The organism is Streptomyces sp. NPDC050085 (assembly GCF_044460595.1).
GTDB lineage: Bacteria > Actinomycetota > Actinomycetes > Streptomycetales > Streptomycetaceae > Streptomyces.
This window is the reverse complement of the sequence record NZ_JBITJZ010000007.1, coordinates 289,615-309,618: the sequence shown is the minus strand read 5'-3', so window position 1 is coordinate 309,618 and position 20,004 is coordinate 289,615. Positions and strand designations below refer to the sequence as shown.

Here is a 20,004-nt window from a genome sequence, read left to right as displayed (position 1 = left end):
CGAAAGGAGTGTGCGCCGTGTCGGTCGTCCGCGAGCGGACCGCACCCCGCCCCCTCATCCGGCCGCCCCGGCGCACGCCGGGCCCGCGCCGCCGCGCCACCACCTCGGGCCTGTGGCCGTACCTGCTGGTGGCGCCCGCCGTGCTCGGCATGTTGTACCTGCTGGTCTATCCGCTGGCCCGGGCCGTCCTGATCTCCTTCCAGGACTTCGGCCTTCGCCAACTCATCCTGGGTGACGCGCACTTCACCGGTTTCGACAACTACACGACGCTGCTGTCCGACCCCCGGTTCTGGTCCGTGGTGCGCCGCACGTTCCTGTTCATGGCGGTCAACGTCGCTCTGATCATGGTCCTTTCGACGCTGGTGGCGCTGATGGTGGAGCGCCTCGGCCGGGTCTGGCGCACGGTCGTGCTCAGTGCGCTGGTGCTGACCTGGGCGATGCCGGTGGTCGCGGCGACCACGGTGTTCCAGTGGCTGTTCCACTCCGAGTTCGGGATCGTCAACCACACGCTGACCGGGCTCGGGTTCAGCTCCTTCGAGGGGTATCCGTGGCTGGCGCACGGCCCGGCGGCGTTCGCGATCCTGGTGACGCTCGTGGTGTGGCAGTCGGTGCCGTTCGCGGCGATCACCCTGTACTCGGCACTGACCACGGTGCCGTCCGAGCTGTACGAGGCGGCGCGCATCGACGGCGCGTCGGGGGCCCGGATCTTCCGCTCCGTGACACTGCCGATCGTGCGGCCGATCTTCATGCTGGTCCTGTCGCTCGAGGTGATCTGGACGTTCAAGGCGTTCGTGCAGATCTGGGTGATGACGCGGGGCGGCCCGGGTGACGCGACCACGATCCTGCCCGTGTACGCGGTGCAGACGGCCCTGTCCGGGCAGCGCTACGACCTGGGTTCGGCGGCCTCGATGGTGACGGTGGTGCTGATGTCCGGAGTGCTGGTCGCCTACTTCCGGCAGATGTTCCGGCAGGAGGGCGAGCTGTGACGGTCCCTGCCTCGCGCGCGCTGCGCCGCCTGCCGCTCCACGTCGCCGCGGCGGTCACCGTCGTCGTGTGTCTCTTCCCCGTGTACTGGATGGTCACGACGGCGTTCAAGCCGAACCGGGACATCCAGTCCGACCACCCCCGGCTGCTGCCGCAGAGCTGGACACTCGAGCACTTCCGGCGGGCGATCGACGCCGACGGGTTCGGCCTGTTCTGGCGCAACAGCGTCCTCGTGACGCTGGGCGCGGTGGTGCTCGCGCTGGTGGTGGCGCTCGGCGCCTCGTTCGCGGTGGCGCGGATGCGCTGGCGGGGGCGGCGGCAGTTCATGCTCATGGTGTTCGTCGCGCAGATGGCGCCGTGGGAGTCGCTGATCATCCCCGTGTACATCATCTCGCGGGACACGGGCATGCTCGACCGGCTGCCGACGCTGACCCTCGTGTACTTCATGATGACGCTGCCGTTCACGATCGTCGTCCTGCGCGGCTTCATCGCGACGATTCCCCCGGAGCTGGAGGAGTCGGCGCAGGTCGACGGGTGCACGCGGGTCGGCGCGTTCCGGCACATCGCGTTCCCGCTGCTCGCGCCAGGGCTGATGGCGACCTCGCTGTTCGGCTACATCACGGCGTGGAACGAGTTCGCGTACGCCAACTTCCTGATCATCAAGCAGCAGGACCACCGGACGCTGCCGGTGTGGCTGTCCTCGTTCCACAACACGTTCGGCACCGACTGGGGCGCGACGATGGCCGCCTCCACGCTGTTCGCGCTGCCCGCCCTGCTGATCTTCCTGGTGCTGCAGCGGCACGTCACGTCCGGCTTCGCGGCCGGCGCCGTCAAGGGCTGACCCTTCGCCTCGAAGAGCACCCGAAGACCATTGGAGCCCTGCCATGCCCGCACGCGTGTCCTCGCTGGTCCCCGCACCCACCCAACTCTCCCACCGGCCCGGCCACTTCACCCTGGCCGCGGACACGGCGCTGCGGGTGTCCCCCGGCGCCGAGCCCGCCGCCGATCTGCTCCGGGCGCTCCTCGCCCCGGCCACCGGACTGCCGCTGGCCGCCTCCCCCGACGGGCCTTTCGTGCTCGCCCTCGATCCGGGCCTCGGCGGTCTCGGCGAGGAGGGGTACGGCCTGACGGTCTCGCCCGACGCGGTGCTGCTGCGTGCCGCGCATCTCACGGGGCTGCTGCGCGGCATCCAGACGGTGCGTCAACTCCTGCCCGTGGAGGCCCTGTTCGCCGCTCGGCAGCCGGATGTCCCGTGGCGTCTTCCGTGCGTCGAGATCACCGACGTGCCGCGGCACGCCTGGCGGGGTTTCATGCTCGACGTGGCGCGGCACTTCCAGCCGGCCGCCTTACTGCGCCGGTACGTGGACCTGCTCGCCCTGCACAAGATGAACGTGCTGCATCTGCACCTCACCGACGACCAGGGCTGGCGGATGCCGGTCGCCGCGTATCCGCGGCTGACCGAGGTCGGCGGCCGGCGCGTGCTGCCCGTGCCGCACGAAGGGGCGTACACGCCAGGGGAGTTGAGGGATCTCGTCGCGTACGCCGCCGCGCGCGGGGTCACCGTCGTGCCGGAGATCGAGATGCCGGGCCACGCAAGGGCGGCGCTCGCCGCGTACCCGGAGTTCGGCAACGTCCCCGGGCGGCAGCTGGCCGTGGAGGGGCGGCGCGGCGTGTACGACACGGTCCTCGGCGTGCACGAGCCGGTGCTCGACTTCTGCCGCACGGTGCTCGACGAGGTCCTGGACGTCTTCCCCTCCCGCCACGTGCACATCGGCGGCGACGAGTGCCCCACCACGGAGTGGGCGGCGAGCCCGGCGGCGCGGGAGCGGGCCGCCGCCGAGGGGCTCGCGCACACGGACGCGCTGCGCGACTGGTTCCTCGGCCGGATCGGCGCCCACCTCGTCGAGCGGGGCCGCATCCCGACGGCGTGGGCGGAGCCCGGCGAAGGACTGCCGTCCGACTTCGCGGTGATGACCTGGCGCGATCCCGAGCACACCCGGATCGCGCTGAAGCGGGGGCACCGGGTGATCAGCTGCCAGCACCGCTCGACATACCTCGACTACGTGCAGTCCGACTCCCCCGCCGAGCCGCCCGCGCAGCCGGGCGTCCTCCTCGACCTGCGCACGGCGCACGAGCACGAGCCGCCGGACGCGGCGGGCACGAGCGGTGAACTCCTCGGCATGCAGGCGCACTTGTGGACCGAGTTCGTCACCACGCCGGAGCACGTCGACCACATGACCTTCCCCCGGCTGTGCGCGGTCGCCGACCGCGCCTGGCACGGCTCCCCCGCCTGGCCGGACTTCCGGGCCCGGCTCGGGGCGCACACCGCCCGGCTCGCCGCGCTCGGCGTGCGGCACGGGCCGCTCGACCCGCACCTCCCCGTCCCCCACCGTTCCGGAAAGGAACAGGCATGACACGCAAGGCACGTACGACAAGGGCGACCGGCACCAGAACGGCGCTCGCGTGCGCCCTGGCCGCGGGGCTCGGCTGCGCCGGCCTGGTCGCGCTCCCCTCCGGCGCGGCCGCGGCCGACGGCGGTCTGTCCGTGCAGTACCACGCGGGCAGCACCGGCAGCGACCAGGCCGAACCCTGGCTGAAGGTGAAGAACACCGGCAGCGCGAGCGTTCCGCTCAGCGGGGTCAAGGTGCGCTACTACTTCAAGTCCGATGCGGCGAGCGCCGGTTACCGCTTCGCGTGTTCCTGGGCGGTGAAGGGCTGCTCGAACGTGACCGGCACGTTCGGCACCCTTGAGCATCCGACGGCGACCGCGGACCGCTATCTGGAGGTCGGCTTCACGTCCGGTGCCGGTTCGCTCGCGGCGGGCGCGGACACCGGCGACCTGCAGCTGCGCTTCTACCGCGCCGACTGGCAGGCGCTGAACCAGGCCGACGACTACTCGTTCGGCGCGGCGCAGTCGGCGTACGCGAACTGGTCGAAGGTCACCGCGCAGCTCGACGGCGCCCTGGTGTGGGGCACGGCCCCCGAGGGCAACGACCCGACCGACCCCACGGATCCCACCGACCCGACCGATCCGCCCGGGGACGGGGCCACCCTCTTCGACGACTTCAGCTACACCGCGTACAACGACCCGAAGATCGCCGCGAACGGCTGGAGCGTGCGCTCCAACTCGGGCGGCCCCGGCGTGCCGGGCGCAACCTGGGCACCGGAGAACGTGACGTTCCCGTCCTCGGGCGGCAACACCGTGATGAACCTGGAGACGTCGTCGGCGGGCACGGGCGAGAGCACGAAGCAGACCGAAGTCCTCACCAAGGCACTGAAGTTCAAGAACGGGACGTACGCGGCGCGCGTCAGGTTCAGCGACGCGCCCAAGAGCGGCCCCGACGGTGACCACCTGGTGCAGACGTTCTTCACCATCAACGACCTCAAGGCGCCGATGGCGGACGACTACTCCGAGTACGACTTCGAATACCTCCCCAACGGCGGCTGGGGCGAGCCGTCGAACATCCTGTACACGACGTCCTGGGAGACCTACAACCCGGACCCGTGGCAGGCCGTCAACCAGCACACCGAGGGCCGCCAGAGCTACGACGGCTGGCACGACCTCGTCCTCACCATCGACAACAACAGCATCCGCTACTACATCGACGGGCAGCTGTTCGGCACGCACGACGCCGCGTACCTGCCGGAGCGGCCGATGTCGATCAACTTCAACCAGTGGCTGATCGACCTGGCCGGGCAGACGAGCACCACCGCGCGCGCGTACGACGAGCAGGTCGACTACGTCCTGCACGTGAAGGACCAGGTGCTGACCCCGGCCCAGGTGGCGGCGAAGGTCTCGGCGTACCGCACGGCGGGCACCACGTTCGAGGACACGGTGCCGAGCGCCTGACCCAGCACCCCCTGCACAAAATATGGGGGAGTCCACGCGCCCCACACGCGTGGACTCCCCTTGCGGTGCTTCCCCTCCCCGCGGCCCAGAGTCTGCCGTGACGGCGGCGGGAACACATCCGGCACCCCCGTCTTTCGGTAACCTTTCGTGTTGAATCAGTGGCGTGAAGTGACGGAGGAAGAGCGTCAAGACCCCAGGGACAAGGGGTAGTTGATGCCGGGACGACGTCCCGTGGCTTGATCCCTGGGGCTCAACTAAGGCCGGAACTCTGCGCGGGGCAAGCGCTCTCCACACCGTCCGCAGAACCGCGCGTCGGCGTCCTCGCTCGCTCGGCCGCACTCCCCGCACACCCGCGGCAGCAGACAGGGCGCCTCGCCACCCTCCGCACTCATGCTCGTGGCGGCCCGCTGGATGCTCATGCCGGGCCGCCTGCGGTGCGCGGTGACACAGACGAGTCCCTCGTCGGCGGCGCTGAGGGCGCGCCGCTCGCCGCGGGGCACGAACACGAGGGTGCCTGGGGTCAACGTTTCCTCGGTGCCCGCCCGGTGCAGGGTGCCGTGCCCCTCCACGACGAGGAGGAGCACGTCGAGCTCGGCCTCGACGTACGCGTCCTGCACGGTTCCCGACGGCACCCGGATCACATTGGCGTCGAGCTGGCGGGCCGCACCGTCGAGCCGCCACAGCGCTCCGGTCGCGGCCGGGGCGGCGGCCGCCAGCACGTCGCCGATCCGGACATGGGCTGCGGGCATCGTGAACGCTCCTCCGTCGTGGGGCAGGTGTGGATCAGGCGCGGAGCAGCCTACGCAGTTCGGTGATGCGCAGCAGCCTGGCCAGGGCGAGGAAGCCGACCGCCATGGCGAGCGTGCCGGCGCCGAGGGCCCACGCGGTGCCCGCCGTGCCGTCGCCCGCGCAGAGGCGGGCCGCGGTCCAGCCGGCGACCGCGGCGAGCCCGGCCGCGGCCACGAGCTTGCCGTAACTGCGCACCAGGCGACGCCCGTCGAGGCGTCCGGCGAGGCGGCGGCGCAGCCGTCGCGCGGTGAGCAGCAGTCCGATGCCGTACGAGAGGGTGTACGCGGCCGCCATGCCGGTGACGGCCCAGCGCGCGGGCAGCAGCCAGTGACAGGCGCAGGCGAGCGCGATGTTGACGGCGCCGACCCAGACCGCGGTCAGGAACGGGGTGCGGGTGTCCTCGAACGCGTAGAAGCCGCGCAGCATCAGGTACTGCGCGGAGAACGGGATCAGGCCGAGCCCGAACGCCTGCAGCATGTGGCCGAGCGGTCCGGGGTCGGCGTGTCCGTGGCCGAACAGCAGGACGGCGATCTGCGGCCCGAGCGCGAGGAAGAGGAACGCGGCGGGCACGATGACGGCGCCGGTCGCGCGCAGGGCCCGGGACAGGTCGGCGCGCACGTCGTCGACGCGGCCCTCGGCGGCGGCCGCGCTCATCCGCGGCAGCAGCGCGGTGACGAGCGAGACGGTGACGATCGACTGGGGCAGCAGCCAGATGGACTGGGCGTAGGTGTACGCCGTGTAGCCGACTCCGGAGTCGGGCAGGACGGCGTCGGCGGAGTTCGCGAAGTGGGTGACGACGGCGAGCGCCACCTGGTTCGCGAGGACGAACAGCAGGGTCCAGCGGGCGGCCTGGATGCTCTTGCCGAGCCCGGTGCCCTTCCAGTCGAAGCGCGGCCGCAACCGGAACCCGGCCGCGCGGGCGAAGGGGATCAGCGCCAGGGCCTGTACGGCGATGCCGCAGGTGGTGCCGATGCCGAGCAGGCGCACCTGCGTCATGGTGACGTCGTCGGTGTCGGCGCCCGCGTTCATGAGGGTGAGATAGGCGGCGAACATGCCGACGAGGACGACGTTGTTGAGGACCGGGGTCCACATCATGGCCCCGAACCTGCCGCGTGCGTTCAGGACTTGACCGAGCATGGCGAACAGTCCGTAGAAGAAGATCTGCGGCAGCAGGAAGCGGGCGAAGACGACGGTCAGCTCGAAGGCCCCGTGATCGCCGGGCGTGTCGTTCATGTAGATGCCGACGATCTGCGGCGCCGCCCACACGGCGAGGGCGGTGCCGAGGCCGAGGACGCAGACGACGAGGGTGACCAGGCGCTGTTCGTAGGCGCGGCCGCCGTCGGCGTGTTCGGCACGGGCGCGCACGAGTTGGGGCACGAGGACGGAGTTCAGGGCGCCGCCGATGAGCAGGGTGTACAGGCTGGTGGGGACGGTGTTCGCGGTGTTGTACGTGCTCGCGTACAGGCCGGTGCCGAGGGCGGCGGCCTGCAGGAGCTGGCGGATCAGGCCGGTCACGCGGGACACGAGGGTGCCGATCACCATCAGCAGGGAGGAGCGGGCGAGCGAGGTGCTCCTCGGCTTGGCGTGGCGCCCGGATATTCGTACGTCCTGGGTCAACTCTGCGCCTCCGTACGGTCCTTGAGGAAGTCGAGGACCGGCGGTGTCGCCTCGTCCGCGAACTCCTCGAAGTAGGCGTGGCGGCCGCCGGGGATCATCAGCAGGCGCGCGCCGGGGATGCGGTCGGCGAGCAGGGGTGCGTTCGCCGTGGGGTTGAAGTCGTCGTCGGTGCCGTGCACGACGAGGGTGGGCGCGGTGATGCGGGGCAGGGCGTCCCACGCGTCGTGCCGGGCGCTGGCCCGCAGATGACGGCGGCGGGCGTGGGCCGGCAGGCGCGACGAGCCGAGCGTGTGGAACGGGCCGGGGTGCGTGGCGAGATGCGCGGGCGTGTACATCAGCTCGAGGAGCGCGGCGTGCGCGGTGACCGGGTCCGCGAGGGCCTTGCGGACGGCCGGGCCGCGCTCGATGCCGTGCGGTGCGCCCGGGGACGTGCAGCCGAGGACGAGCCGGTCGACGCGGGCGGCGTGGTCGGCGGCGAGCCACTGGGCGACGCGGCCGCCCATCGACGTGCCGTAGACGTGCGCGCGGTCGATGCCCGCGTGGTCGAGGACGGCGACGACGTCGCGGGCGAAGTTCGGGGTGCTGTACGTGTCGGTGTCCGGGGCGTCGCTCGCGCCGGTGCCGCGCCAGTCCATGACGACGGTCGTGAAGACGGCGGCGAAGCGGTCGCACACCGGGTCCCACCAGCGGTGGTCGTTCGACTGGCCGGCCAGGAGCACCAACGGGGCGCCGCTGCCGCTGACTTCGTAGTGGAGCGCGGCGCCGTCGGCCGCTCGTGCGTGGGACATGGCCGCGATTCTCCCTCATCGCAACTATCTCTGTTCAAACAGTGGACCCGGGAACACAGCTCTGCAATTCTCCAACAACTGAACGCAAGAAACAGATATCGATCCTTCAATCACTCGCTTCACTGCACACCCGCGCCCGCGCGGGGTCCGTGCAGGGACAGGGGAAGCATGATCGTTCAGTCATCGCCCGGATCGGGAGGGCGGCGCAGGAGACCCGGTCTGGCGGTCGTGGTCCTCGCGTTCGCCCTGGCCTTCCTCGGACTGCCCGCTCTGGGGGCGCAGGCCGCGGGCGGGCCGAATCTCGCGGCGGGCGCTCCGGCCAGGGCAAGCAGCGAGAAGGCGGGGTACGGGGCGGGCAACGTGTCCGACGGCAACGCCTCGACGTACTGGGAGAGTTCGGGCTCCGACCTGCCGCAGTGGGTGCAGGTCGACCTGGGGTCGACGGCCCGCGTCGACGAGGTGGTGCTGCGGCTGCCCGCGTCGTGGGAGGCGCGCAACGAGACCGTGGCGGTGCAGGGCAGTGCGGACGGCACGTCGTTCGACACCCTGAAGGCCTCGGCGTCGTACGCCTTCGCGCCCGGCTCGGGCAATGCGGTCACGGTGTCGTTCGGGGCGGCGCAGACGCGTTTCGTGCGGGTCTCGGTGAGCGCCAACTCCGGTTGGCCGGCCGCCCAGTTGGCCGAGCTCGAGGTGCACGGCACCAGCGACTCCTCGGTGAACCTGGCCCGCGGCAAGACGTTCTCGGCGAGTTCGACGACGCAGACCTACATCGCGCCGAACGCCGGTGACGGCAACGCCGCGAGCTACTGGGAGTCCACGGGCAACGCGCTGCCCCAGTGGGTGCGGGTGGACCTCGGCGCGTCGGTGCAGGTGAACCGCGTCGTCCTGCGGCTGCCCCCGGGCTGGGAGACGCGCTCGCAGACGCTGACCCTGCAGGGCAGCACGAACGGCACGGACTTCAGCGACCTGGCGGCGTCCAAGGCGTACGAGTTCAACCCGGCGAGCGGGAACGCGCAGACGCTGACGTTCAACACCGTCACGACCCGGTACGTGCGGGTCCTCGTCACGGCGAACTCGGTGCAGAACGCGGGCCAGCTCTCCGAGTTGGAGGTGTACGGGCCGACGACCGGGGACACCGAGGCGCCGAGCGCGCCGAGCGGCCTCGCCTACATCGAGCCCGCGACCGGCCAGATCAAGCTGACCTGGAAGGCCGCGACGGACAACGTGAAAGTCACGGGCTACGACGTGTACGCGAACGGCCAGCTGCGTGCGTCGGTCGACGGCGACACGCTGACGTACACCGACACGCAGCCCGGCTCGGCGACGCTCACGTACTTCGTGCGCGCCAAGGACGCGGCGGGCAACCAGTCCGCGAACTCCAACTCCGTGACCCGCACGGGCGATTCGGGTGACACGCAGGCGCCGACCGCGCCCGGGAACCTCGCGTTCACCGAGGCGACGCAGGGCCAGGTCAAACTGACCTGGCAGGCGTCGGCCGACAATGTGAAGGTCACGGGCTACGACCTGTACGCGAACGGCGCCCTCCTCACGTCGGTTGCCGGGGACGTCACTTCGTACACCGACACCCAGCCCGCGTCGGCCACCGTCACCTACACGGTGCGCGCGAAGGACGCAGCCGGGAACCAGTCCGCCGCCTCCAACTCCGTGACCCGCAACGGCTCGACGACGGGCGGGGCGAACCTGGCCGTGGGCAAGCCGGTCACGGCGTCGTCGTCGACGTTCACGTACGTCGCCGAGAACGCGGTCGACGGCGACACGAGCACGTACTGGGAGGGCGCGGGCGGCAGCTACCCGGGGACCCTCACCGTCAAGCTCGGGGCGAACGCGGACGTCTCCTCGCTCGCCTTGAAGCTGAACCCGGACGCCGCCTGGTCCACCCGCACCCAGAAGATCGAGGTGCAGGGCCGCGAGCAGAACGCCTCGGGCTTCACGTCGCTGTCCGCGGCGAAGGACTACACGTTCAACCCGGCGAGCGGGAACACGGTGACGGTGCCGCTGACAGCGCGCGTCGCGGACGTGCGCCTCGTCTTCACCGCCAACTCCGGTGCTCCCGCCGGCCAGTTGGCGGAATTCCAGGTGATCGGCACGCCCGCACCCAACCCCGACCTGCAGGTCACGGGCATCACGTCGCAGCCCGCGTCCCCCGTGGAGTCGGACCGGATCACGCTGACGGCGACGGTCCGCAACGCGGGCACCGAGGCGTCCACCGCCACGGACCTGGACTTCAAGCTCGGTTCGGACAAGGCCGGTTCAGCCTCCGTCGGCGCACTCGCGGCCGGGGCCTCGGCGACCGTCAGCGCGGACATCGGCACGCACGACGCGGGCACGTACCAGGTCGGCGCGGTCGTCGACCCGTCCAACAAGGTGATCGAGCGGGACGAGGGCAACAACGCCTACACGAGCCCGACGGGCCTGGTCGTCAAGCCGGTGACGAGCGCCGACCTGGTGGCGTCCCCGGTGGCCTGGTCGCCGAGCGCACCGGCCGAGGGCGACACCGTCACCTTCTCGGTCGCCCTCAAGAACCAGGGGAACCAGGCGAGTTCGGCGGGCGGTCACGGCATCACGCTGACCGTCACGGACTCCGGCGGCACGGTCGTGAAGACCCTCACCGGGACCTACACCGGCGCGATCGCGGCCGGCTCCACCACCGCACCCGTCGGCCTGGGCAGCTGGACGGCGGGCAAGGGCAAGTTCACGGTGAAGACGGTCATCGCCGACGACGCGAACGAGCTCCCCGTCAAGCGCGCCAACAACACCACGACGCAGCCGTTGTTCGTGGGCCGCGGCGCGAGCATGCCGTACGACACCTACGAGGCGGAGGACGGCTCGGTCGGCGGCGGCGCGAAGGTGCTCGGCCCCAACCGCACGGTCGGCGACCTGGCGGGAGAGGCGTCGGGCCGCAAGGCCGTCAGTCTCGACAGCACCGGCAGCTACGTCGAGTTCACCACCAAGGCACCGACGAACACGCTGGTCACCCGCTTCTCCATCCCGGACGCGGCGGGCGGCGGAGGGCGCAACTCCACGCTCGACGTCTACGTCGACGGCACGTTCCTCAAGGCCATCGACCTGACGTCGAAGTACGCGTGGCTGTACGGCAACGAGACCGGGCCCGGCAACGCGCCGAGCGTGGGCACCCAGCGCCACATCTACGACGAGGCGAACCTGCTGCTCGGCAGGACCGTGCCGCAGGGCAGCAAGATCCGGCTGCAGAAGGACGCCGCGAACGACACCACGTACGCGATCGACTTCGTGAGTCTGGAGCAAGTGACCGCACTGCCCAACCCGGACCCGGCGACGTACGCGGTGCCGACCGGATTCTCGCAGCAGGCCGTGCAGGACGCACTCGACAAGGTGCGCATGGACACGACGGGCAAGCTCGTCGGCGTCTACCTGCCGGCCGGTGACTACGAGACGTCCAACAAGTTCCAGGTGTACGGCAAGGCCGTGCAGGTGGTCGGCGCGGGGCCCTGGTTCACGCGGTTCCACACGCCGTCGTCGCAGGAGAACACGGACGCGGGCTTCCGGGCGGAGGCGAGTGCGAACGGCTCCTCGTTCGCGCACTTCTCCTTCTTCGGGAACTACACGTCCCGCATCGACGGCCCGGGCAAGGTCTTCGACTTCTCAGGCGTCGCGGACATCACCATCGACGACATCTGGAACGAGCACACGGTGTGCCTGTACTGGGGCGCCAACACCGACCGGATCACCATCAAGAACTCCCGGATCCGGGACACGTTCGCCGACGGCGTCAACATGACGAACGGCTCGACGGACAACCACGTCGTCAACAACGAGTCGCGGGCGACCGGCGACGACAGCTTCGCGCTGTTCTCGGCGATCGACGCGGGCGGTGCGGACGAGAAGAACAACGTGTACGAGAACCTGACGTCGCTGCTGACGTGGCGCGCGGCCGGGATCGCCGTCTACGGCGGGTACGACAACACGTTCCGCAACATCCTCATCGCGGACACGCTCGTCTACTCCGGGGTCACCATCAGTTCACTCGACTTCGGGTACCCGATGAACGGCTTCGGCACCGGCCCGACCACGCTGGAGAACACCTCGATCATCCGCTCCGGCGGCCACTTCTGGGGCGGTCAGACGTTCCCGGGGATCTGGATGTTCTCGGCGTCGAAGGTGTTCCAGGGCATCCGCGTCAATGACGTCGACATCGTCGATCCGACGTACAGCGGGATCATGTTCCAGACCAACTACGTAGGAGGACAGCCCCAGTTCCCGATCAAGGACACGATCCTCACCGACGTGACGATCTCGGGCGCGCACAAGAGCGGCGACGCGTACGACGCGAAGTCCGGCTTCGGCCTGTGGGCGAACGAGATGCCGGAGGCGGGCCAGGGTCCCGCGGTCGGTGAAGTGACGTTCCACAACCTGAAGTTGAGCGACAACGCGGTGGACGTCCGCAACACGACGTCCACGTTCAAGATCAACCTGCTGCCGTAGTTCCGGTGTTCAGGGGCGCGGCGTAGCAGGATGGGGTGGCCGGGCGACACGCCCGGTCACCCCTTCGCGTCGAGGAGCCGCCGATGCACCGCCGCACCCGGTACGCCCGCCTGTCCACCGCCCTCGCCCTGATCGACGACGCACGCCTGCACGCGGCGGTGGCGGCCGCGGACACCGGAGTCGGCTCGGGCATGGGCGGCCGCACGGGCGTCCTGGACGTCGAGGGCACCACGGTCTTCGTCAAGCGGATCCCGCTCACGGCACGGGAGTTGAGCCCGCGCCACCGGCACTCCACCGCCAACCTCTTCGAGCTGCCCGCCTTCTACCACTACGGCATCGGCTCCGCGGGATTCGGCGCCTGGCGGGAACTGGCGCTGCACCTGATGACGACGAACTGGGTGCTCTCGGACGCGTACGACGGCTTTCCCCTCACCTATCACTGGCGGGTGCTGCCGGACGGGCCGCCGCAGGGCTTCATGGACGAACTCGGCGGGATCGACGGGGCCGTCGCGCACTGGGACGGCTCCCCCGCGGTCCGCCGCCGCCTGGAGGAACTCGCGGCGGCCGAGCACAGCCTCGTGCTGTTCCTGGAGTACGTGCCCGAGACCGTCGGGGCGTGGCTCGCGGCGCGGCGCACCGGGGCCGCGTACGCGAAGGTCGTCTCGGAACTGACGCGCGGCACGGCCTTCCTGCGGGAGCAGGGGGTCGTGCACTTCGACGCGCACTTCGACAATCTGCTGACCGACGGCGAGCGGATCCTCTTCGCCGACCTGGGCCTCGCGCTCAGCTCACGCTTCCCACTCGACGCGGCCGAGGGCGAGTTCCTCGCGGAGCACCTTCCCTCGTACGACTTCTGCATGACGCTGAGCCATCTGCGGCGCCACCATCCGCCCGCCGATGCGCCGGACTCGGTGTCCGCGCTGCTCGCGCCGCACGCATCGCGCCTGAGCGTCTTCGACGACTTCGTGCGGGACCTGCTGAACGAGAGCAGGCGGACCCCGTACCCGGGGCGGAAGCTGGCACAGGCCACCACCTAAAGGGACCAGGGTTCCATTACTAGCCGATCTCCTGCTACAGTCAGGGCACGCACTAACGGAACTGCCAACCCGTTAAGGGGATCGCCATGGAATACCGACAGTTGGGGACGTCCGGCCTGAAGGTCCCCGCACTCAGCTTCGGCGCCGGCACCTTCGGCGGCCGCGGCCCGCTCTTCTCGGCCTGGGGCAGCTCCGGCGTCGACGAGGCCCGGCGCATGGTCGACCTGAGCCTGGAGGCCGGGGTCACCCTGTTCGACACGGCCGACGTCTACTCGGACGGGGCGTCCGAGGAAGTCCTCGGCGCCGCGCTCAAGGGCCGCCGCCACGAGGCCCTGATCTCCACGAAGGCCGCGCTGCCGACGGGCGACGGGCCGAACGACGCCGGGACGTCACGCGCGCGCCTGATCACGTCCGTCGACGCCGCACTGCGCCGCCTCGACACCGACTACATCGACCTGTTCCAGCTGCACGCCTACGACGCGAGCACACCGATGGAGGAGGTCGTCTCCACGCTCGACGACCTGGTGAAGGCGGGCAAGATCCGCTACACCGGCGTCTCCAACTACTCGGGCTGGCAGCTGATGAAGGGGCTCGCCGAGTCCGACAAGCACGGACGCACCCGGTTCGCCGCGCACCAGGTCTACTACTCGCTCGTCGGGCGCGACCACGAGTGGGAGCTGATGCCGCTCGGCCTCGACCAGGGCGTGGGCGCCGTCGTGTGGAGCCCGCTGGGCTGGGGTCGGCTCACGGGGAAGATCCGGCGCGGGCAGCCGCTGCCCGCCGACAGCAGGCTGCACCAGACCGCCCGGTTCGGACCGCCGATCGAGGACGAGCACCTGTACCGGGTCGTCGACGCGCTCGACGACATCGCCGAGGAGACGGGCAAGCTGATCCCGCAGATCGCGATCAACTGGCTGCTGCGCCGGCCCGGCGTCTCGACGGTCCTCATCGGGGCCCGCAACGAGGAGCAGTTGCAGCAGAACCTGGGCGCCGTCGGCTGGGAGCTCACCGCCGACCAGGTCGCGAAGCTGGACGCGGCGAGTGAGGTGAAGGTGCCGTATCCGTACTACCCGTACCGGACCCAGGACGGCTTCCGGCGGCTGAATCCGCCGGCGGTCTGAGGAGTCCCGCCCCGGGTGTCAACTCGCCGTTGACACCCCGCGACTGTCAACCTAAGGTTGCCTCATGGCTACTCCACACGGCACGAACCAGCCCGTACGCCTAGACGACCTCATCGCGGGCATCAAGAAGGCCCACACCCAGCCCCTCGAACAGCTCCAGGACGCCGTCATCGCGGCGGACCACCTCGGCGACGTCGCCGACCATCTGATCGGGCACTTCGTCGACCAGGCCCGCCGCTCCGGCGCCTCGTGGACCGACATCGGCAAGAGCATGGGGGTGACCCGGCAGGCGGCCCAGAAGCGCTTCGTCGCCAAGAGCGACGAAGCACCGCTCGACCCGAGCCAGGGCTTCAGCCGCTACACGGTCCGCGCCCGCAACGTGGTGGTCGGGTCGCAGAACGAGGCCCGCTCCGCCAGCAGCCCCCAGATCGGCACCGCCCACCTCGCCCTCGGCCTGCTGCACGAACCCGAGGGCCTCGCCGCCCAGGCGATCCTCGCGCAGGACGTCCTCCTCGACACCGTGCGGCAGGCGGCGACGGCGACCCTGCCGCCCGCGTCCGACGACATGCCGGCCCTGGTGCCCTTCGACGCCGAGGCGAAGAAGGCGCTGGAGCTCACCTTCCGCGAGGCCCTGCGCCTCGGTCACAACTACATCGGCACCGAGCACATCCTGCTCGCGCTCCTCGAGCACGAGAACGGGTCGGGGCTGCTGTCGGGCCTCGGCATCGACAAGGAGGTCGCCGAGGCGCACATCACCAAGGTCCTCGACGAACTCGTCAGGCAGCAGGAGGCCCTGAACAAGGCGAACGGCGAGAGCTGAACTCCCGGGCGGCGGGCCCGGACCTGCCAGAGTGTGCGCCCGTACTGCGGACACCCAGGGCCCGCCCATAGCCGCAGGTGGGAAACTGCCTCCATGACTGACCGCTCAGGAACCCCCGCCCGGCCGGACGACCTCGTCGACCTCGACGAGCTGATCGACGCCTACTACACGAGGGAGCCCGACGTCGCGCGCCCCGAGCAGCGCGTCGTCTTCGGGACGAGTGGCCATCGCGGCTCCAGCCTCGACGGCGCCTTCAACGAGAAGCACATCGCCGCGATCACCCAGGCCATCGTCGAGCACCGCACGGCCGAGGGCATCACAGGACCGCTGTTCATCGGCCCGGACACCCACGCCCTGTCCGCGCCCGCCCTGAAGACCGCACTCGGCGTGCTGGCCGCCCACGGGGTGCGCGTCATGGCCGACGCGCACGACGACTTCGTGCCGACGCCCGCGCTCAGCCACGCGATCCTGCGCTGGAACGGCACGGAACGCACCGATCGCGCCGACGGCATCGTCATCACGCCGAGCCACAACCCGCCGCGCGACGGCGGCTTCAAGTACAACCCGCCGCACGGCGGCCCCGCCGACTCGACGACGACATCGTGGATCGCGCAGCGCGCCAACGAGCTGTTGGAGGACGCGAGTTGGGTGCCGCGCACGGTCGCGTCGCCCGCGCCCGAGCCGTACGACTTCCGAGAGACGTACGTCGAGGACCTCAAGGACATCATCGACGTCGACGCCATCCGCGCGTCCGGCGTGCGGGTCGGCGCCGACCCGCTGGGCGGCGCGAGCGTGCACTACTGGTCGCGGATCGCCGAGCGGTACGAGCTCGACCTCACCGTGGTGAACCCCGCCGTCGATCCGACCTGGCGCTTCATGACGCTCGACTGGGACGGCAAGATCCGCATGGACCCGTCGTCGGCGCCCGCGATGGCCTCGGTGCTGGCCCGGCGGCACGACTACGACCTGCTCACCGGGAACGACGCGGACGCCGACCGGCACGGCATCGTCACCCCGGACGCGGGCCTGATGAACCCGAACCACTATCTGGCCGTCGCCATCCACTACCTGTTCTCGCACCGGCCGCAGTGGTCGGCCTCGGCGGCGATCGGCAAGACGCTCGTGTCGAGCGCCGTCATCGACCGGATCGCCGCCTCGCTCGGCCGTGAACTCGTCGAAGTGCCCGTCGGATTCAAGTGGTTCGTACCGGGACTGGTCGACGGCTCGGTGGCGTTCGGCGGTGAGGAGAGTGCCGGAGCGAGCTTCGTCCGCAAGGACGGCAGCGTCTGGACCACCGACAAGGACGGCATCCTGCTGGCGCTGCTCGCCGCCGAGATCACCGCCGTGACCGGGAAGACGCCGTCGGTGTACTACGCCGAACTCGCCGCCGAGCACGGGGCGTCGGGCGCCGCGTACGCGCGCATCGACGCGAAGGCGACGAAGGAGCAGAAGGCGCGCCTCGCGCAGCTGACGGGCGACGCGATCACCGCGGACACCCTCGCCGGGGAGCCGATCACCGCGCGCCTGTCCGAGGCTCCCGGCAACGGCGCGGCGATCGGCGGCGTGAAGGTGACCACCGAGAACGCGTGGTTCGCGGCGCGCCCCAGCGGCACGGAGGACGTCTACAAGATCTACGCCGAGTCGTTCCGCGGGGCCGAGCACCTCGCCCAGGTGCAGAGCGAGGCACAGGCGATCGTGGACGCCGCGCTCAGCCAGTGACCTCGAAGATGCCGGGGACGTCCGCGACGCCGTCCAACACGTAGGTGTGCGGGTGGAGTTCGAGCTGCTCACGGGTCAACTGGCCGGTGAGCACGCCGACGACGACACCCGCCCCCGCGTTCGTCCCGGCCTCCAGGTCGACGACCGTGTCGCCCGCGACGAGCACCTTGCGCACGTCGGCAACGCCGCACTTCTCCATCGCGCGGTGGATCATGTACGGGGCGGGCCGGCCCCGGCGCACCTCGTCGGAGGTGACGACCGCGTCGAGATTGCCGCCCTCGCCCGTGGACCAGCCGAGCGAGGCGAGCAGCGGCAGCGCCACGTCGTCGCTGAAACCGGTGGTGAGCGCGACCTTGATGCCGCGGGCGCGCAGCTGCTCAAGTGCCTTGTCGGCGTGGGCTATCGGCTGCGGCGGCACGTCCTCGTAGCGCTGCTTGAGGTACGAGCGGAAGACGCCGTACTGCCGCTCGACCAGGTCCGTGTCGGGGGTGCCACCGCCGATCCGGACGAGGGCGGCGATGGCCTCGCGCTTGTCGGTGCCCATCCAGGTCTGCAGGTCGGCGGGGTCGACGGTGACGCCGGTCGATTCGACGGCGTGGCGCAGCGCCTCGTAGACGGCGCCGTGCTCCTCGATCGTCGTGCCTGCCATGTCGAAAACGGCGAGTTCGATCACTGGGTGTCCTTATGCGTGTGGTGGCGGCCGGCGACGGTGCGGCCCCCGATGGTGTTCTCGATGGTGAAGGTGGCCAGGGACGGCAGATAGCGGTCGTCCGCGTACTCCACGGGCGTGCCGTCGCCGGTGAACGCCAACCGCCGTACGCGCAACAGGGGTTGCCCCTCCGTCACGGCGAGCAGGCCCGCGTCGGCGGCGTCCGCGGCGATGGCGTCGATGGTGTGGCGGGCGTGGCGCAGATCGACGCCGCGTGAGGTGAGGGCCTCGTAGACGGAGCCCGCGTCGGGGTCGACGGCGAACAGGTGCGCGCCCACGTCCAGGACGAACGTGGAGCGCTCGATCATGGCGGGCACCCCGTCGAGGTGGCGAAGGCGGACGAGGTCGACGACCGGCGCGCCCTCGTCCAGGCCGAGACGCCCGGCGGCCTCGGGCGAGGCACGGCGCCGGGCGACCTCGATCGTGTGCTGCCCGGGGGTGCGCCCGATGGAGTGCGCCCACTGCGTGAACGACATCAGCGAGGCGAACGGCTGGGACGGTGTGACCCGCCGGGCGAGCGGCGGTCTGCCGCGGCCCCCGACGAGATGACCCTCGGCGCGCAGTTGCGCCAGGGCCTGGCGGACCGGGCCGCGCGACGTGCCGAACTCCTCGCACAGCTGCGCCTCGCTCGGCACGGGCGCACCCTCGGGCCACTCGCCCGTCTCGATGCGCCGCCGGAACTCGGCTCCGAGCCGCTGATGCAGCGGCCCGTCCTCACTTGTCTTCACAGGTTGAGTCTCGCAGCCGGGCATCGACCCAGGCAAGAGCGGTGCTGGGGACTTCCCGGTAAACATCCGGGAAACTTGTATAGACAGCTCTTGCTGGAGTCGATCCGGACTCCGCAGGCTGGTCGGCATGAGCATCGCAACCGCATCCACCACCCCTGCCCCCCGCCTGCCGCGCGAGCGCAGCGACCTCGTCGTCGTCGGCGCGGGCATCGTCGGTCTCGCGCACGCCGTCGAGGCGGTGCGGCGCGGCCTGAGCGTCACCGTCGTCGAGCGGGACCGGCAGCCGGTGGGCGCGTCCGTACGCAACTTCGGGCACTGCTGCATCACCGCGCAGCGCGGCGAACTGCTCGACCTCGCCGTCCGTTCGCGCACGGGCTGGCTGGACGCCGCGTCGCGGGCCGGTCTGTGGGCGCCGGAGGCGGGCGCGCTGGTGGTGGCCAGGTCGGCGACCGAGCTCGCCGTCCTGGAGGAGCTGCGCGAGGAACGCGGCGCGGACGCCGTACGGATGCGCACGCGGGACGAGGTGGGCGACGCGCTCGGCCGCCCGGCCGACGAGCGGGGCGACCTGGTGGGCGGTGCGCTGCTCCCCGCCGACCTGCGGGTGAATCCGCGCGAGGCGGCACCGCGGCTCGCGGCGTGGCTCGCCAGGCAGCCGGGCGTGCACATCGCCTGGGGCACGAACGTCACGGGCGTCGAGTCCGGCACGGTGCACACCGCACGCGGCCCGGTCCACGGCGACCAGGTCCTGCTCTGCGTCGGCCACGACCTGGACCGCCTCTACCCGGACGAGGCCGAGGCGCACGGCATCGAGCGCTGCCGCCTGTCGATGGCCCGCGTCGAGGCACCGCCGGCTTTCCGCACGGACTCCGCGGTGCTGACCGCCACGTCCATGCTGCGCTACGACGGGTTCACGGCGATGCCGTCGGCGGGGGCGCTGCGCTCCGAAGTGACGGGCCACAGCGAGGAGTTGCTCGCCATCGGCGCCAACGTGATGTTCACGCGGCTGCCCGACGGCACGGTCCTGGTCGGCGACTCGCACGCGTACGACGTCACGGAGATCCCGTTCCAGGACGAGGCGACGACGGCGCTGCTGCTGCGGGAGGCGGCGCGGGTGCTCGGCGTGCGCGAGGTGAAGGTGACCGAGCGCTGGCAGGGCGTCTACGCGAGCAGTGCGCGCGGCCCGCTGCTCGTACGGGACGTGGCGCCCGGGGTGCGGGCGCTGTCGGTGACGTCGGGGATCGGGATGACGCTGTCGTTCGGCCTGGCGGCGGCGACCTTCGAGGGGGCGCTGCCCGTCAGCGCGTGAGCGCCGGCGACCGGAAACCCCCCACGGGTCCGGTCACCGGCGCCGGTGATGAGG

The 20,004-nt window shown here is 71.0% G+C and carries 15 protein-coding genes; 10 read left to right on the top strand and 5 right to left on the bottom strand.

The annotated features are described in order from the left end of the window. Positions 1 to 17: 17 nt before the first annotated feature. The 4 genes from ACIBUY_RS26675 to ACIBUY_RS26660 are packed head-to-tail and all read left to right on the top strand — an operon-like array spanning position 18 to position 4,834. Positions 18 to 986 (top strand): sugar ABC transporter permease, encoded by a 969-nt coding sequence (locus tag ACIBUY_RS26675; protein ID WP_365565875.1) that lies wholly within the window; start codon positions 18 to 20, stop codon positions 984 to 986. Next, positions 983 to 1,825, top strand: coding sequence for a carbohydrate ABC transporter permease (locus ACIBUY_RS26670; RefSeq protein WP_399153944.1), 843 nt, complete (start codon positions 983 to 985; stop codon positions 1,823 to 1,825). The genes ACIBUY_RS26675 and ACIBUY_RS26670 overlap by 4 nt, the downstream gene beginning before the upstream one ends. 43 nt (positions 1,826 to 1,868) lie before the next feature. Beyond that, complete coding sequence (locus ACIBUY_RS26665) at positions 1,869 to 3,398, top strand: beta-N-acetylhexosaminidase (RefSeq protein WP_399153943.1); 1,530 nt, start codon at positions 1,869 to 1,871, stop codon at positions 3,396 to 3,398. After that, the gene (locus ACIBUY_RS26660) at positions 3,395 to 4,834 is read left to right on the top strand and encodes a cellulose binding domain-containing protein (RefSeq protein WP_399153942.1); all 1,440 of its coding nucleotides are present in this window, start codon (positions 3,395 to 3,397) and stop codon (positions 4,832 to 4,834) included. The genes ACIBUY_RS26665 and ACIBUY_RS26660 overlap by 4 nt, the downstream gene beginning before the upstream one ends. A 254-nt stretch (positions 4,835 to 5,088) precedes the next feature. Here ACIBUY_RS26660 and ACIBUY_RS26655 read toward each other — a convergent pair whose 3' ends face one another. The 3 genes from ACIBUY_RS26655 to ACIBUY_RS26645 all read right to left on the bottom strand — a co-directional run bounded on the left by ACIBUY_RS26655 (position 5,089) and on the right by ACIBUY_RS26645 (position 8,028). Then, positions 5,089 to 5,583: a hypothetical protein gene (locus ACIBUY_RS26655; protein ID WP_399153941.1), complete on the bottom strand. Its 495-nt coding sequence runs from the start codon at positions 5,581 to 5,583 to the stop codon at positions 5,089 to 5,091. Between the two features lie 34 nt (positions 5,584 to 5,617). After that, entirely contained in the window at positions 5,618 to 7,165 is a 1,548-nt protein-coding gene (murJ, locus tag ACIBUY_RS26650) for a murein biosynthesis integral membrane protein MurJ (protein ID WP_399154044.1), read from the bottom strand. 71 nt (positions 7,166 to 7,236) lie between these two features. After that, complete coding sequence (locus tag ACIBUY_RS26645; RefSeq protein ID WP_399153940.1) at positions 7,237 to 8,028, bottom strand: alpha/beta fold hydrolase; 792 nt, start codon at positions 8,026 to 8,028, stop codon at positions 7,237 to 7,239. Positions 8,029 to 8,196: 168 nt separating this feature from the next. On the opposite strand from ACIBUY_RS26645, the gene ACIBUY_RS26640 reads away from it, so the two are divergent. From ACIBUY_RS26640 to pgm, 5 genes are all read left to right on the top strand, one after another. Beyond that, positions 8,197 to 12,510 (top strand): discoidin domain-containing protein, encoded by a 4,314-nt coding sequence (locus ACIBUY_RS26640; protein WP_399153939.1) that lies wholly within the window; start codon positions 8,197 to 8,199, stop codon positions 12,508 to 12,510. An 83-nt stretch (positions 12,511 to 12,593) separates the two neighbouring features. Further along, a complete protein-coding gene (locus tag ACIBUY_RS26635) occupies positions 12,594 to 13,547 on the top strand; it encodes a hypothetical protein (protein WP_399153938.1) in 954 nt (317 codons plus the stop codon). A gap of 86 nt (positions 13,548 to 13,633) precedes the next feature. Beyond that, on the top strand, positions 13,634 to 14,668 hold the full coding sequence (locus ACIBUY_RS26630; RefSeq protein WP_365565888.1) for an aldo/keto reductase: 1,035 nt from the start codon (positions 13,634 to 13,636) through the stop codon (positions 14,666 to 14,668). Positions 14,669 to 14,732: 64 nt separating this feature from the next. Beyond that, entirely contained in the window at positions 14,733 to 15,488 is a 756-nt protein-coding gene (locus ACIBUY_RS26625; protein WP_365565890.1) for a Clp protease N-terminal domain-containing protein, read from the top strand. 93 nt (positions 15,489 to 15,581) lie between these two features. Beyond that, the gene (gene pgm / locus ACIBUY_RS26620) at positions 15,582 to 17,207 is read left to right on the top strand and encodes a phosphoglucomutase (alpha-D-glucose-1,6-bisphosphate-dependent) (RefSeq protein ID WP_365565891.1); all 1,626 of its coding nucleotides are present in this window, start codon (positions 15,582 to 15,584) and stop codon (positions 17,205 to 17,207) included. On the opposite strand, the gene ACIBUY_RS26615 is transcribed toward pgm, so the two are convergent. Continuing rightward, positions 17,197 to 17,880 (bottom strand): phosphonatase-like hydrolase, encoded by a 684-nt coding sequence (locus ACIBUY_RS26615; protein WP_399153937.1) that lies wholly within the window; start codon positions 17,878 to 17,880, stop codon positions 17,197 to 17,199. The two genes, pgm and ACIBUY_RS26615, sit on opposite strands and share 11 nt — an antisense overlap. After that, positions 17,877 to 18,644: a GntR family transcriptional regulator gene (locus ACIBUY_RS26610; RefSeq protein WP_365565894.1), complete on the bottom strand. Its 768-nt coding sequence runs from the start codon at positions 18,642 to 18,644 to the stop codon at positions 17,877 to 17,879. Before ACIBUY_RS26610 ends, ACIBUY_RS26615 begins: the two co-directional genes overlap by 4 nt. Before the next feature lie 127 nt (positions 18,645 to 18,771). Here ACIBUY_RS26610 and ACIBUY_RS26605 point away from each other — a divergent pair, with 127 nt between their 5' ends. Beyond that, positions 18,772 to 19,950, top strand: a complete 1,179-nt coding sequence (locus ACIBUY_RS26605; protein ID WP_399153936.1) for a TIGR03364 family FAD-dependent oxidoreductase — start codon at positions 18,772 to 18,774, stop codon at positions 19,948 to 19,950. Positions 19,951 to 20,004 lie beyond the last annotated feature (54 nt).

Bases quoted from the DNA above. Each gene is read 5' to 3' on its own strand.
- ACIBUY_RS26665 (WP_399153943.1), top strand. From the start codon at position 1,869: ATGCCCGCACGCGTGTCCTCGCTGGTCCCCGCACCCACCCAACTCTCC.
- ACIBUY_RS26660 (WP_399153942.1), top strand. From the start codon at position 3,395: ATGACACGCAAGGCACGTACGACAAGGGCGACCGGCACCAGAACGGCG.
- ACIBUY_RS26655 (WP_399153941.1), bottom strand. From the start codon at position 5,583: ATGCCCGCAGCCCATGTCCGGATCGGCGACGTGCTGGCGGCCGCCGCC.
- murJ (WP_399154044.1), bottom strand. From the start codon at position 7,165: ATGGTGATCGGCACCCTCGTGTCCCGCGTGACCGGCCTGATCCGCCAG.
- ACIBUY_RS26645 (WP_399153940.1), bottom strand. From the start codon at position 8,028: ATGTCCCACGCACGAGCGGCCGACGGCGCCGCGCTCCACTACGAAGTC.
- ACIBUY_RS26640 (WP_399153939.1), top strand. From the start codon at position 8,197: ATGATCGTTCAGTCATCGCCCGGATCGGGAGGGCGGCGCAGGAGACCC.
- ACIBUY_RS26635 (WP_399153938.1), top strand. From the start codon at position 12,594: ATGCACCGCCGCACCCGGTACGCCCGCCTGTCCACCGCCCTCGCCCTG.
- ACIBUY_RS26630 (WP_365565888.1), top strand. From the start codon at position 13,634: ATGGAATACCGACAGTTGGGGACGTCCGGCCTGAAGGTCCCCGCACTC.
- ACIBUY_RS26625 (WP_365565890.1), top strand. From the start codon at position 14,733: ATGGCTACTCCACACGGCACGAACCAGCCCGTACGCCTAGACGACCTC.
- pgm (WP_365565891.1), top strand. From the start codon at position 15,582: ATGACTGACCGCTCAGGAACCCCCGCCCGGCCGGACGACCTCGTCGAC.
- ACIBUY_RS26605 (WP_399153936.1), top strand. From the start codon at position 18,772: ATGAGCATCGCAACCGCATCCACCACCCCTGCCCCCCGCCTGCCGCGC.